9 protein-coding genes and 3 riboswitches are annotated in these 14007 nt (G+C 50.1%); all 9 genes read left to right on the top strand.

Features of this window, described 5'->3' with window-relative positions; genetic code table 11:
- On the top strand, positions 1-258 hold a 258-nt coding region (locus tag BN3772_RS31105), incomplete at its 5' end, for a hypothetical protein (RefSeq protein WP_209443711.1).
- A gap of 192 nt (positions 259-450) precedes the next feature.
- Positions 451-1989, top strand: a complete 1539-nt coding sequence (gene guaA / locus BN3772_RS26370; protein ID WP_042203323.1) for a glutamine-hydrolyzing GMP synthase — start codon at positions 451-453, stop codon at positions 1987-1989.
- A gap of 455 nt (positions 1990-2444) precedes the next feature.
- Positions 2445-2544, top strand: a riboswitch (purine riboswitch).
- Positions 2545-2671: 127 nt separating this feature from the next.
- Positions 2672-4072, top strand: coding sequence for an NCS2 family permease (locus BN3772_RS26365; protein ID WP_042172658.1), 1401 nt, complete (start codon positions 2672-2674; stop codon positions 4070-4072).
- A gap of 163 nt (positions 4073-4235) precedes the next feature.
- Positions 4236-6245 carry a glycosyltransferase family 39 protein gene (locus tag BN3772_RS26360; protein WP_042203322.1) on the top strand — a complete coding sequence of 670 codons (2010 nt, stop codon included), beginning with the start codon at positions 4236-4238 and terminating at the stop codon, positions 6243-6245.
- Positions 6242-10060, top strand: coding sequence for a glycosyltransferase family 39 protein (locus BN3772_RS26355; RefSeq protein ID WP_052380708.1), 3819 nt, complete (start codon positions 6242-6244; stop codon positions 10058-10060). The genes BN3772_RS26360 and BN3772_RS26355 overlap by 4 nt, the downstream gene beginning before the upstream one ends.
- A 265-nt stretch (positions 10061-10325) precedes the next feature.
- The gene (locus tag BN3772_RS26350) at positions 10326-11303 is read left to right on the top strand and encodes a glycosyltransferase family 2 protein (RefSeq protein ID WP_086074769.1); all 978 of its coding nucleotides are present in this window, start codon (positions 10326-10328) and stop codon (positions 11301-11303) included.
- The gene (locus BN3772_RS26345; protein ID WP_042203320.1) at positions 11293-11694 is read left to right on the top strand and encodes a GtrA family protein; all 402 of its coding nucleotides are present in this window, start codon (positions 11293-11295) and stop codon (positions 11692-11694) included. The genes BN3772_RS26350 and BN3772_RS26345 overlap by 11 nt, the downstream gene beginning before the upstream one ends.
- A 50-nt stretch (positions 11695-11744) precedes the next feature.
- A complete protein-coding gene (locus tag BN3772_RS26340; RefSeq protein ID WP_042203319.1) occupies positions 11745-12395 on the top strand; it encodes a class D sortase in 651 nt (216 codons plus the stop codon).
- 122 nt (positions 12396-12517) lie between these two features.
- Positions 12518-12598: riboswitch (cyclic di-GMP riboswitch) on the top strand.
- Positions 12599-12673: 75 nt separating this feature from the next.
- Positions 12674-12754: riboswitch (cyclic di-GMP riboswitch) on the top strand.
- A 13-nt stretch (positions 12755-12767) separates the two neighbouring features.
- Entirely contained in the window at positions 12768-13577 is an 810-nt protein-coding gene (locus tag BN3772_RS26335; protein ID WP_042203318.1) for a transglutaminase-like domain-containing protein, read from the top strand.
- The last annotated feature ends 430 nt before the right edge of the window (positions 13578-14007 follow it).

Genomic DNA, 14007 nt, shown 5'->3' with positions numbered 1-14007 from the left:
CGCCCGCGGGGCGTGCGGGCCAGGGAGTCCGCAGCCTCCCTGGCTATCGGGGACGCGCGGCTGCGCGCCGCGGTCCGGCAGTTTGTACGCCAGTGGGAAGCCCTGGCGTACGGCACATCCGCTCCGCCGCCGGCCCCCGCTGTTTCTGCTGACACCGCCCCGCCGGAGAATGCCGCCAGAACCGCGCCCGTCGCTCTGCCGCCGGGCCCGGCCGCCTTTATCAGCCTATGCCTGAAGATTTCCTTCCGGCTGGCCTGAGCTGTTATCAGCTGCCCGAGAGCGAAATGGTCAGCTTTTCCAACAGGTTTTCAGGGATATGCGCTGTAGTCCGGTTTCCTTAAAGGGCCGGGCTTTTCCGGTCCAAAGGCTTATAAATTGCCTGTCCGCCTTTCCTTGACGGTAAGAATTAACCATGAGTATAATGAATCCAATAATCAAGGGAGGCACGTAATGAATAAGCCAAATGAAATGATCGTCGTTCTCGATTTCGGAGGACAGTATAACCAACTTATCGCGCGCAGAATTCGGGACCTGGGGGTATACAGCGAGCTTCTGCCGTACAATACGCCAGTAGAGAAGATTAAGGAACTTTCACCAAAGGGGATTGTTTTCTCCGGCGGTCCAAGCAGTGTGTATGCCGAGGATGCTCCGCATGTAGATCCGGCTGTGTATGAGCTGGGACTGCCGATTTTCGGGATATGCTACGGGATGCAGCTTATGGCCCAGCAGCAGGGCGGCAAGGTGGAGCGCGCAGCCAAGCGCGAATACGGCAAAGCGGATGTAGATTTCCAGCCGGGCTCTGTGCTTGCAGCAGGTCTTGACGGCAGACAGACCGTATGGATGAGCCACGGGGACCACGTAGCCATGCTTCCGGGCGGCTTTAAGCTGGATGCCGGCACCGAGAGTGCTCCGATTGCGGCAATGAGCAATGACGAGAAGAAATTCTACGCGGTGCAGTTCCATCCGGAAGTGCGCCACTCTGTGAACGGTAATGAGATGATTTCGAACTTCCTGTACGAGGTATGCGGCTGCGAAGGCAATTGGACAATGGAATCGTTCATTGAGGATGCAATCAAGGATATCCGTGATAAGGTCGGCGACAAAAATGTCCTGTGCGCACTGAGCGGCGGCGTAGACTCCTCCGTAGTAGCCATGCTGATTCACCGTGCAATCGGCGACCAGTTGACATGTATGTTTATCGACCACGGCCTGCTCCGTAAAGGTGAAGCTGAGAGCGTAATGGAGACGTTTGTCGGCAAATTCGATATTAATGTGATCAAAATTGATGCGCGGGACCGTTTCCTCGGCAAGCTGGCCGGCGTATCCGATCCTGAGCAGAAGCGTAAGATCATCGGCAACGAATTCATCTACTGCTTCGACGAAGAATCGGCCAAGCTGGGCGACTTCGCCTTCCTGGCTCAGGGTACACTGTACACCGATATCGTAGAGAGCGGAACAGCAACAGCACAGACAATCAAATCACATCACAATGTCGGCGGCCTGCCGGAAGACATGAAATTCAGCCTGATCGAGCCGCTGAATACATTGTTCAAGGACGAAGTCCGCAAGCTGGGCGAAGAGCTGGGTATGCCGCATGCAATCGTATGGCGTCAGCCGTTCCCGGGTCCGGGTCTTGCTATCCGTGTACTGGGTGAAGTTACGGAAGAGAAGCTGCAGATCGTTCGTGATTCCGACTACATTTTGCGCGAAGAAATCGCCAAAGCCGGTCTGGACCGCGAAATCTGGCAGTACTTTACCGCACTTCCGAACATGAAGAGCGTGGGCGTAATGGGGGATGAGCGTACGTATTCCTACACCGTAGGTATCCGCGCCGTTACTTCCATCGACGGCATGACAGCCGACTGGGCGCGTATCCCATGGGATGTGCTTGAGAAGATCTCCGTCCGCATCGTCAACGAAGTCGATAACGTGAACCGCATCGTGTATGACATTACTTCGAAACCGCCAGCGACTATCGAGTGGGAATAGATCAAAAAAAGCTGAAAGCCCAGTATTCATTGGGTTTTCAGCTTTTTTTAAGTTTACTTGAAGATTTATAACGACACAGCAGCATCAATTTCTACCTTGAATAGGGTATTAATTAGACCTGAAACCACAACCAGTGTCATTGTTGGCTTAGTGTCCTTTAAGTAATTGGCTAATTTGCTCCTGACGGCAGATAAATATTCTCTATCCGTAATCCGCCGATAAACCAGATGAGAGGGGAGAACCAATTGATTTCGAGCTCTTCACCGGCCAAAGCCGGAAACAGGAACTCCATTAGGATTAACATGGTAAAGCCCCACAGGATACCTGCAAGGGTGAATTTTTTCCTTGTACCACATTCATAAAAACGCCTCATTTACGAACAATAACGAAAACATCACGCACAATGTTCGTATTTACCATTGACAAGTCATGTAAGTTACACCTAAAATAAAAAAGCGTTGAGCAGCAAAATTATTCGTATAATTCCGGGGATTGGCCTGGAAGTCTCTACAGGGTCACCGTAATGGCCTGGCTACGATTAAAAAGAGCGATTCCATGGAAACCTTCCCGCCCGCAAGGCAGAAGGAGATGAGGGAGCTTCTCTTTTTTCGGGCCGGTGTCGATCAGATACCGGCCTTTCTGTGCGCTCATACACAAACATATACCTTAGGGGGAGAAACATTTGAACCGCTTTTTCAAATTGAAAGAAAACGGCACTACCGTACGTACAGAGATCATGGCCGGTATTACTACCTTTATGGCAATGGCCTACATTCTGTCGGTTAACCCAGGTACGCTTACTGCCTTCGGACGGATTGATATGGGCTGGTATTCCGTATTCCTGGCAACAGCGCTGGCAGCAGGTATTTTCACAATCGCCATGGGGTTGTTCATTAACTTCCCGGTAGCTCTGGCACCTGGTATGGGCCTTAACGCATATTTTGCTTCCGTAGTATTGGCTTCGCAGACAACAGAGCATGAGTTCACCTGGCAGATGGGTTTGACCGCTGTATTCATTTCCGGTCTGATCTTCATTCTCTTAACGGTCACCAGGGTCCGGCAGATATTACTTACTGCAATTCCGGACAGTCTCAAGCATGCCATTACAGTCGGTATCGGGATGTTCATCACCATTATCGGTCTCAAAAACAGCGGACTGATGACAATCGGTGTTGAAGCCGGCAGCGACATTCCTGCTAACAAATTCACAGACGTTCTGTCCTTCGAGACAGTCATTCATATGGGCAGTCTGGAGAACACCAGTGTCCAGCTCGTTATTATCGGCCTCCTGCTGATCGCCATCCTGATGGTGCTGCAGGTCCGCGGCGCAATCCTGTTCGGTATTCTGGGTACAACACTTGTAGCTATTCTTATGGGTGCTGTTGACTTCAGCTCACTGAGCAGCCCGCAGACGCCTTGGATTCCGGATTTCACACAGCTGAACTTCATGGAATTTGACTGGGACGGCATCATGCACACCGGTATCGTATCCGCGATTGCCACATTTACCTTTGTAGAGCTGTTTGATACTTTCGGCACACTGGTAGGTACTGCTGAACGTGCAGGTATTATGAAGAACAAAGAAGAGGGCAAGAGACGTGTGGGTAATGCAATGTTCGTAGACGCAATTGCTGTAACAGGCGGTGCGATGCTCGGTACTTCCACAACTACTGCCTATGTAGAAAGTGCTGCCGGCGTAGCAGAAGGCGGACGTACAGGTCTGACAGCTGTAACTACCGGTGTCTGCTTCCTGCTTGCATTGTTCCTGGCTCCTGTTGTTGCATTGATCCCAGGCTCGGCTACTGCCGCAGCACTGATCGTTGTCGGTGTGCTTATGGCCCAGTCGATCCGCGAAATTGACTTTCAGGATATGGTTTACGCTATTCCGGCCTTCCTGACCTTCGCGATTATGCCGTTCACTTACAACATCGCCAACGGAATCTCGTTCGGTATCGTTACTTATGTTATTCTGGCTTGTGTAGCCAATATTGCCGGCAAAAAGAAATATGATATCCACTGGATGATGTGGGTGCTGGCCGTTCTGATTATTGCGCGTTATGTATTTTTCGGCAGTGCAGGCTAAACTTCTATAGTACAACACGGCGGCTCCTTCAGAGATGAGGGGGCTGCCTTTTTTTATTTTCCGGACCAACGGCTCATGATTACCTTGTTTCCTCAATAAAGAGCCGAGCTTAGTCTTTCCATCATCCGGTATTTAGATTATATTGTTGAAGAGGTGATGTAAGTTGTCCGGCATCTTATCCAGGATATTTAACTCCTGCAAAAACAACCCCTGGCCGCTGCTGCTGTTCGTGCTTGGGGCCATTGTACGGATTGTGTACATAGGTTCGGTTCCGCCCGGCTTGAATCAGGATGAAGCTTCCATCGGTTATGATGCCTATGCTATTCTGCATTACGGGATAGACCGTAACGGCGTTCATCTACCGGTTCATCTTATAGCCTGGGGCAGCGGACAAAATGCGCTTTATGCGTATCTCTCCATGCCTTTTATTCTGCTGTTCGGTCTGACGCCGCTGTCTGTAAGGGCACTTAGTGTTTTTATGGGACTGGCGGGAATGTTTTTCTTCTATATAATTATGAAACGTTTATTTCCGGCAAAAGCGGCAGGCATCGCTGCCATGTTCTTTATTGCCGTTAACCCGTGGCATATCATGATGTCGAGGTGGGCACTGGAATCCAATCTGCTTCCAACCTTGATTCTGATCGCGGTTTATTGCCTGCTGCGGTCTGTCCAGTCTGCGGATTCCCGCTGGACCTACGCCTACACCGCAGTGCTGGCTATATCGTTATATGCATACGGTACAGCGTATTTCTTTGTCCCTGTGTTTGCTGCGGCAACAGCAATTCTTCTATTATATTGCAAGGTGCTCAAGGTCCGGACACTGCTCTGGAATGCCCTGCTGTTTGTATTGCTGTCCCTGCCCATATTATTATTTATAGTAATTAATCATTATAATGCTCTGCAGGCGGTAACCACACCGCTGTTCACGGTTCCTAAGCTTACGACGCCGCGGGTGGAGCAAATCTCCTCTGTATTCGGCGGACAGCTGCTTCAGACAGCGGCAGGCAATTTCCGTGAATTCCTAACTGTTCTATGGAGCGGAAGCGACGGTCTGCCGTGGAACTCTATATCCTGGTACGGTTATGCTTACCCGCTTGCCCTGCCTTTTGCGCTTCTTGGGCTGGTTGTCATGCTGCAGGACGTCCGGAAGCACCGGCGGAAGGAAGCGGGCAGGGTAATCCTGCTGCTCTGGCTGCTGTCAGCGATGCTTATGGCCTTTATTACAACAGTAAATATTAACCGGATCAACATTGTGTTCTACCCGCTGATTATGCTCTCGGCAGCAGGCTTCATTTGGCTCTATTCCAAAATAAAGCCGGCAGGCATTCTCGCTGCGGCTGCCTTTGCCGTTATGTTCGGCTCCTTTACCACCGTATATTTCCGTGATTATCCCGGACAGATCGGCCCGTCCTTCCATGAGTCTGCCGGGGAGGCGATCCGGTATGCTTCCCGGAATACCGGAGGGAATGTATACGTAACTGATGATATCAACATGCCCTATATTTATGTGCTGTTCTATGAGCAGATTAATCCGAATGATTACCTGGATACGGTCGTCTACAGTAATCCCGGCGGTGCGTTTCAGCAGGTCACGGAATTCGGCAGATACAGATTTGGCAAACCGGCAGTATTGGAAGAGAACTCCGCCTATGTGCTTAGCAGCCGGTCGGGGCTTCCGGCAGCATTCAATGGAGAGTATACTGTGCGGGAGTTTGCCAATTACGTTGTCCTCACTACCGGTCATTATGAAGGTACTGAATCCTCTCAGGCTGTGCCGGAGGGGAGCGGGCTGATTAACGGAGGCTTTGAGGAAGGTCATGCCGGCTGGGAATTCTCAGCGGGAACGGGAATTGCCGGCAATAACCCTTATTCGGGAACGGCGCTGGCTTATCTGGATGCAGGGGCGGACAAAACCGTCAGCCAGATCCTTAGGGGTCAGTTGGTGCCGGGTGAGTATACGTTATCCGCCATGGCAAGCGCCGGCGGCAGCGGAGGGAAGATCAGTCTGCTTGTGAACGGCACCGTGCAGGCAGAAGCAGAGTTGACTGCGGGAGATTCGTACCATGAGATAAGGCTTCCTGCTGTAACCCTTAATCAGGGAGATCAGGCAGAGATTATTATAACCGGCGGTAACGGCTGGATTAACATTGATGAGGTGAGGTTGAAACGATGAAAAACCTGCGCACGGCCGCAGTCTTTATGTTCATGCTGCTGATGTTCGTACTTCCGGTAACCAGTATTTATGCAGAAGGGAATCTGCTGCAGAATCCCGGCTTCGAGGACGGGGAAGAGGGGGCGCCGGCCGTCTGGACGAAGGATGCTTGGATTGCCGGGGACGGCTCCGGGATTCTGTCCGTTCAGTCTGAAGAGGTTCATTCCGGCAGCAAAGCAGCTGTTATTGAGAATTTTGAACCCAATCATCTGAAATGGATTCAGACCCTTACCGTCACACCGGGAAGCTACTACAAGATTTCCGGATATATCAAGGTTGCCAGCATAGCAGGTGAAGGCTTCGGGGCCAATATATTCCCGGTCGGCATCGGCGGCGGTTACCCGGCTACGACAGATACCGGAGGGGAATGGCAATATCTTGAGTTCATCGGCCAGACGGGAAGTGAGCAGACTGAGCTTGCCGTTGGGGCGGCCCTGGGCGGCTATGCCAACCTTATTCAAGGGAAAGCCTATTTTGATGACCTGGCAGTAGAGCAGCTGGAGACGCTGCCGGAAGGAGCGGGCTTCATCTCTCTGGACACCGGGGCAGCGGCTCCTGCCGATAACAGTGGTACTGAAACTGTACCCCATAAGGTCTCACCTGCCAAAATCCTGCTGATTTCAGCAGTGTTCAGCGTGTTTTTTGCACTTATCTATAATAGAGGGCTGCGCAGCAACAAGCTGCTGGGACAGCCGGATATTGTGTATACAAGATGGCTGTATGTAGCGTTCGCGGGTGCTTTCATTTTGCGTATCTGGATTGGCGTTACTGCACAAGGCTATGAGAATGATATGAATACCTTTATTGCCTGGGGCCAGCGTCTTGTTGACAGGGGGCCGGGCGGATTCTATGAGGAAGGCTATTTTGCGGACTATCCGCCGGGCTACCTATATATACTATACCTGCTGAGCGCGATTCGCGGCCTGTTCGGCCTGACCCATGGTTCGGCGGGAGAGATGCTGCTGTTTAAAATGCCGGCAATCCTGTCTGACCTTGTTCTCGCCGGGCTTATTTACAAGATTGGCCGCAAGAAGCTGGGCGGCGGAATGGCTATGGGCCTGATGCTGCTGTATTTGTTCAATCCGGCTGTATTAATGGATTCCTCCGCCTGGGGACAGGCTGATTCCTTCTTCATGATCTTCCTGCTGCTGAGCATTATGGGGGCGGCTGATAAAACCTTTGTCCGTTCGGCGATCTTCTTCGCTATCGCAGTGCTTGTTAAGCCTCAGGCACTAATCTTTACACCTGTGCTGATGTTCGCGTTCTATCATCACAAGGCCTGGAAGCAGCTGGCCTACGGCGCACTTTACGGCCTCGGGAGCTTTATCCTGCTGGCAGCCCCTTTCTTCTGGAATAACGGCGGCTTCATCGGGCTGATCGATCTTTACAAGAGCACTTTGTCGTCCTATCCGTATTCGACAGTCAATGCGTTCAACCTGTATGCTCTCACCGGGCCGATGTGGTCGGCTATGGATGTGACCTGGCTGGGTATAACCTACCGTGTCTGGGGCTTTATTTTTATTCTGGCCGCAGTTGCAGCCGCAGCCTATTATTCATTCCGCAAAGACCGTAAGGATCTGTCCAAGTCTTATTTTATTGCAATCGTCCTGATTGCTGTTGTCTTCGTACTGGGCACCAAAATGCATGAGCGTTATATTTATCCGGCCCTTATTCTCTGCCTGTTCAGCTATATGGAGAGCAGGGACCGCCGGTTCCTGACGATGTTCCTGGGCTTTACGCTTACTCAGTACATCAATGTCGGCTACACCCTGGCTCATCTCAATGCCGGCGGCAATCCGCCGACAGACGGAATTGTTATTGTAACCTCCATTGCCAATCTCGGGTTGCTGGCCTATACGCTGTATACCGGGTATATGGTATATATCCGCAGACACATCAAGCCGCTTGCACCTCCGGTTACAGCTGCTGAGCATTATGCAGCCGATCTGGCGCTAGCCGAAGGCATCCGGCCGCTTGAATCCGCAGGCAAGTCCAAGTTCAGGCTGCAGCGTAAGGACTGGATCTGGATGCTTGCCATTACAGCAGTCTATACAGTCATTGCCCTTGTTAATCTTGGTTCCACCAAGGCGCCGGAAACCTTATGGGAGCCGGCAGCCAGCGGCGAGAGCTTCTATGTTGATCTTGGCCAGAGCAGACAGCTTGAGAATGTAAAGATATTCGGCGGTGTAGGCACCGGCAAATTCAAGCTCGAATTCAGCGAAACACCGAACGTATGGGGAAGCCCGCTGGATGTGAGTGAGGATGTCGGCAATGTATTCATCTGGAAAAGCCAGCCGCTGAACGTAGCCGCAAGATATGTGAAGCTTACTGTAACTTCGCCCGGCTTCACCCTGAATGAGATCGCGTTCTATGAGCAGGGGGGAAGCAAAACTCCGCTTCCCGTAGCCGGTGTAACACCGGATGCCGGAGCGGCTGCCAAGAGAGGCGAGCCTGCCAATCTGTTCGATGAGCAGTCGCTTGTTCCTGAACACTCTAATTTTATGAACAGCACCTATTTTGACGAGATCTATCATGCCCGTACCGCGTATGAACATTTCCACGGCATTGTAGCTTACGAGAATACGCACCCGCCGCTCGGCAAAATCCTGATCGGAGCCGGAATGGAGCTGTTCGGCGTCAATCCGTTCGGCTGGCGGATTGTCGGCACCCTGTTCGGGGCAGCGATGCTGCCGCTGATTTATATGATAGGGCTGCGGCTGTTTGGCACGACCCGTTACGCGGCCCTGTCCGCTGGATTATTCGCGATGGATTTCATGCATTTTACCCAGACGCGTATCTCTACTATTGATGTGTACGGCGTGTTCTTTATTATGCTGATGTTCTATTTCATGCAGCGTTATTTTACAATGAATTTCTACCGTGTTCCGTTGTGGCGGACGCTGGTTCCGCTGTTCTGGTCAGGCCTCTTCTTCGGCATAGGTGTCGCCTCCAAGTGGATTGTGTTATACGGCGGGGCCGGCCTTGCGATTATGCTCGCGTTATCGCTGTTTGAACGATACAAGGAATATAAGGCGGCGGGGCGTATGCTTGCCGAAGGCAAGCTGGGTGACCAGGAGATTAAGACAGCATGCCGTACAGCCGACCAGTCTTTCTGGAAGAACACCATTATTACGCTGGCAAGCTGCGTCGGTTTTTTTGTAATTATTCCTGCTGTAGTGTACGCCTTATCCTTTATACCGGTGCTGTCCGTAACGGCAGAGGGTTATACTATTAAAGGGCTGATTGATGCGCAGAAGAACATGTATAACTATCACAGCCAGCTCGTAGCTACGCATCCGTTCTCCTCCTCCTGGTGGGAATGGCCGTTTATGAAACGTCCGGTCTGGTTCTTCAGCGGCGGTGAAGGCCTGCCGGAAGGCCAGGTGAGCAGTATTGTTACTATGGGTAATCCGCTGATCTGGTGGACCGGGATTTTCGCTATGCTGGGTGCGGTCTGGCTTACCATCAGAAGCAAAGAGAAGAGCCTCTATATGCTATGGATCGCTTTCTTCTCGCAATACGTGCCATGGATGCTCGTTCCGCGCGAGACGTTCCTGTATCACTATTTTGCAATGGTACCGTTTATGATTCTGGCTATTGTCTATGTAATGAAGCTGCTGGACAGCAAGGTTCCCGGAGCCTCCAAAATCCGTTATGCTTATGTAGCGGCAGCCGCCGTGCTCTTCATTATGTTCTATCCGGTATTATCAGGAATGCAGGTTAGTGCCGATTACGTAAATATCATGCTGCGCTGGTTCCCGTCCTGGGTATTCTAAGCGGGGCCAGCCAGCTCCAATGAAGTGAAGCTTCATAAAACTAGGCGTATGCTTTCGAAGCGAGTTTTGTACGAAGTAACACAGGGAAGCTCATGCTCACAAACTAGGCGTATGCTTCCGAAGCGAGTTTTATTGCGAAGCATCTCAATGAAGTAAAGCTCCATAAAACAAAGCTCCATAAAACAAAGCGTATGCTTTCGAAGCGAGTTTTGTACGAAGTAACACAGGGAAGCTCATGCTCACAAAACTTTTAGGAGGAACAAAGGTGAAAGCCAGATACAGTGTAGTTGTCCCGATGTACAATGAGGAGGAAGTCATTCAGCATACGTATGAGCGTCTCAAAAAGGTTATGGACGAATGTGGGGATTCCTACGAGCTGGTCTTCGTCAATGATGGCAGCCGTGACCGCACAGCTGAGATTATACGCGGGATCAGCAGCCGTGACGCGAATGTCAAGCTGGTTGACTTCTCCCGCAATTTCGGCCATCAGGTCGCGATCACTGCCGGGATGGACTATGCTGAAGGGCAGGCGGTAGTTGTTATTGATGCGGATCTTCAGGACCCGCCTGAGGTTATCCTGCAGATGATTGCAAAGTGGAAAGAGGGCTATGAGGTTGTCTACGCCAAGCGGCTTAAGCGCCACGGAGAGACGCTGTTCAAAAAAGTGACCGCCAAGCTCTTTTACCGTCTCTTGAGCAGTATGACAAGCGTGGAGATTCCTACCGACACAGGCGATTTCCGGCTGATTGACCGCAAGGTATGCGACGTGCTGCGCGGCCTGAAGGAGAAAAACCGTTATGTCCGGGGACTGGTAAGCTGGGTAGGCTTCCGCCAGACGATGGTTGAATATGTGCGTGAGGAGCGCTTTGCCGGAGAAACCAAGTATCCGCTGAAGAAAATGGTCCGGTTTGCCCTGGACGGCATCACCTCCTTCTCCCATAAACCGCTCAAAATTGCATCCTATGTCGGCTTCTTTCTGGCCTTTTCAAGTTTCTTATATCTGTTCTTCATCCTGTTCCAAAAGCTGTTCACAACCTGGGCTGTTCCCGGCTGGACCTCCATTGTGGGTGTGAATCTGCTCTTTAACGGGATTGTGCTGATGCTGCTCGGGGTAATCGGTGAATATATCGGCCGGATCTACGATGAATCCAAGGACCGGCCGCTGTATATTGTGCGTGAGACCCGGGGGTATGAGGACGGGGAGTACATTAACAAACGGGAAGGTATACGGAATGAGCGGTAAAAAACGGAATGAGGGCTTTATCCAGTTTCTGAAATTCAATGCGGTAGGCCTGCTTAATACATTGATTGATTTTGCACTATTTACTCTGCTGCATTCACTGGGCATGATGAATGCGCCTGCGCAGGTGATTTCATACAGTGCAGGTACAGCCAACAGCTTTTTCTGGAACAAAAAAGTGACCTTCCGTGACCGGGACGCTGGCAAAAACGGCTCTGACCAGATGCAGCTGGTGAGATTTATCATCCTCAATCTGACGGTGCTGGGCATCTCAGTGCTGCTGATGCACCTGCTGACAGGCAGCTTCGGTATTCAGGTGCTGATTGCTAAGGTGCTGGTTACAGGAATTACGGTCATTATTAATTTTATTGGAAGCCGGATGTGGGTATTCTAAGTAATTACAGGGCGGGGGTTACCTTGTCCGGGACAAACGGGGGGATATTCATGCGGAAGCTATCCTATTTAATTATATTGGCAGGCGTTCTTTTCATGCTGTATCCAAAAGCAAACGAATGGTATAACGACCGGCAGCAGGCGAAACTGCTGGAGGAAGCAGAACAGGCTTATACAGAGCTTGCTCCGGTAACGGAACCGGATTTGCAGAAGCCCTATGCCGAGGTTACCCAGCTGCTGGCTGAAGAATCGGCACAGGAGGAAGAAGCACCACCGTCAGCAGAGCCGTCAGATGAGATTGCAGTAGGCGGCAAAATCACCGGAATTATCGAGATCGACCGGATTGACCTTAAGCTTCCTGTTCTTGAAGGTGCGACCAAGTCAAACATGAAGCACGCTGCCGCCCATATGAAGGAGACAGCCCCGCTGGGTGAAACGGGAAATGCGGCTATTGCTGCACATAGATCCAGAACGGCAGGCAGACTGTTTAACAGGCTGGATGAAATAAAGATCGGGGACACGATCCGGATTAAGACGAGCGCTGAGGAATATGAGTACGAAGTCTATGATATTTCTATTGTAGAGCCGACGGATGTGTCGGTGCTTAACGGAAATGATAAGGACAAAATCCTAACGCTGATTACCTGCGACCCGCTTGTTAACCCGACTCACCGGATGATTATTCATGCTAAAATGACATAAAAACAGATATAAGAAGAGATTTTGCGCAGAATAGAAAAAATTTTAACAAAAAATGCTCGGAATCTAGTAATTTAGGTCTTGTATCTGAGCAAAGATATGGTAGTATATAACTATAAAAGCACACACGATAACGGCAAACCTATCGAAAGGTAGGGACGCAAAGCTAAAGGGCCTTCCCGCGAGGATGGCAGCCAGCTACCGAATGAAGGGCTTTTTTTGTTGGCTATCTAATCCAGAATCTAGTATATATGGTAGATTGAGAGATGAGATAAAGCTGCACACGATAACGGCAAACCTATCGAAAGGTAGGGACGCAAAGCTAAAGGGCCTTCCCGTAAGGATGGCAGCCAGCTACCGAAAGGAGTTTTATCCATGAAAAAATTTTATTTCATGCTGTTAACACTATTCGTAGTTGTTACTTCCGTTCAGACAAGCACAGCTTCTGCTGCAACTGCAGACTCAAGCTGGTTGAATACATCGAAGCTGGACCAGGGTGTTGTTGCAGTATCCTATGATGTACCTGCTGACAAGCGCATCAAGGTTATGATCACCAAAGACAGCAACAGCTACACTTACAACCTGTATGCTTCCCAATCTACTGAATCCTTCCCGCTGCAACAAGGCAACGGCACTTACAAAGTATCCGTTCTTGAGAACACAACCGGCAACAAATACAAAGTAGTATCTTCCGAGAATGTAGAGCTTAACCTCAGCAATGCTAGCGCCGTATACCTGAGTTCCGTACAGAATGTTAAATGGACCTCTTCCGATAAAGCCGTACTGAAAGCGAAACAGCTTACACAGGGTCTGACTACTGATGAAGCTAAAGTTAAAGCAATCTATAACTACATCGTAACAAACGTTAAGTATGACAACACTTTGGCTGCTACAGTAACACCGGACTATATCCCTAGCAATGACAACACTTTGCTTACTAAGAAAGGGATCTGCTATGATTATGCATCACTGTTCGCAACAATGCTGCGCAGTGAAGGTATCCCGACCAAACTGGTTATGGGCAACACCAGCTATGTATCGACCTACCATGCCTGGAATGAAGTTTTGCTTAACGGCAAATGGGTAACAATTGATACTACAGTGGATGCCGGACTGGCTAAGAATAGCAAAGATGTTGGTCTGACAAAAGTTGCAAGCAAGTATAGCCCTGCAAAGTTCTACTAATAACGGAAGAAATATAGTCTTATCAAGACACATTGCTTAAGTTCTTAAGCGATGTGTCTTTTTTTGCTCAAGGGGTTGCTTTTTGTCATGGATGTGGGGTATTATAGGTAAGCGTTGTTAGAGCGCGTCAAAGTTTATCAGAAATTGATTGAAAAAGAAATTTCAAAATAAAGCTTGCGTTTCTGAAACAAACGTGATATATTATAAGAGTTGCTGCTGACGAGAACATCGGAAGCGACAACGAGCTTGATCTTTGAAAACTGAACAACGAGTGAGTATCTGGAAATCACTTTGGTGAGATCCAAAATAGAGAATGCAAATTCTCGTCAGATGTTTCAAAATGAGCAATCGCTCTTTTCGATAGTTTTTGGATGGTTATTCCCTCGGATTTATTCGAGTGAAGTAGCCGCCCGGAAAAACCTTATTGGAG

Source organism: Paenibacillus camerounensis (assembly GCF_000723885.1).
Lineage (GTDB): Bacteria > Bacillota > Bacilli > Paenibacillales > Paenibacillaceae > Paenibacillus_AQ > Paenibacillus_AQ camerounensis.
This window is presented reverse-complemented; position numbering and strand designations above follow the sequence as displayed.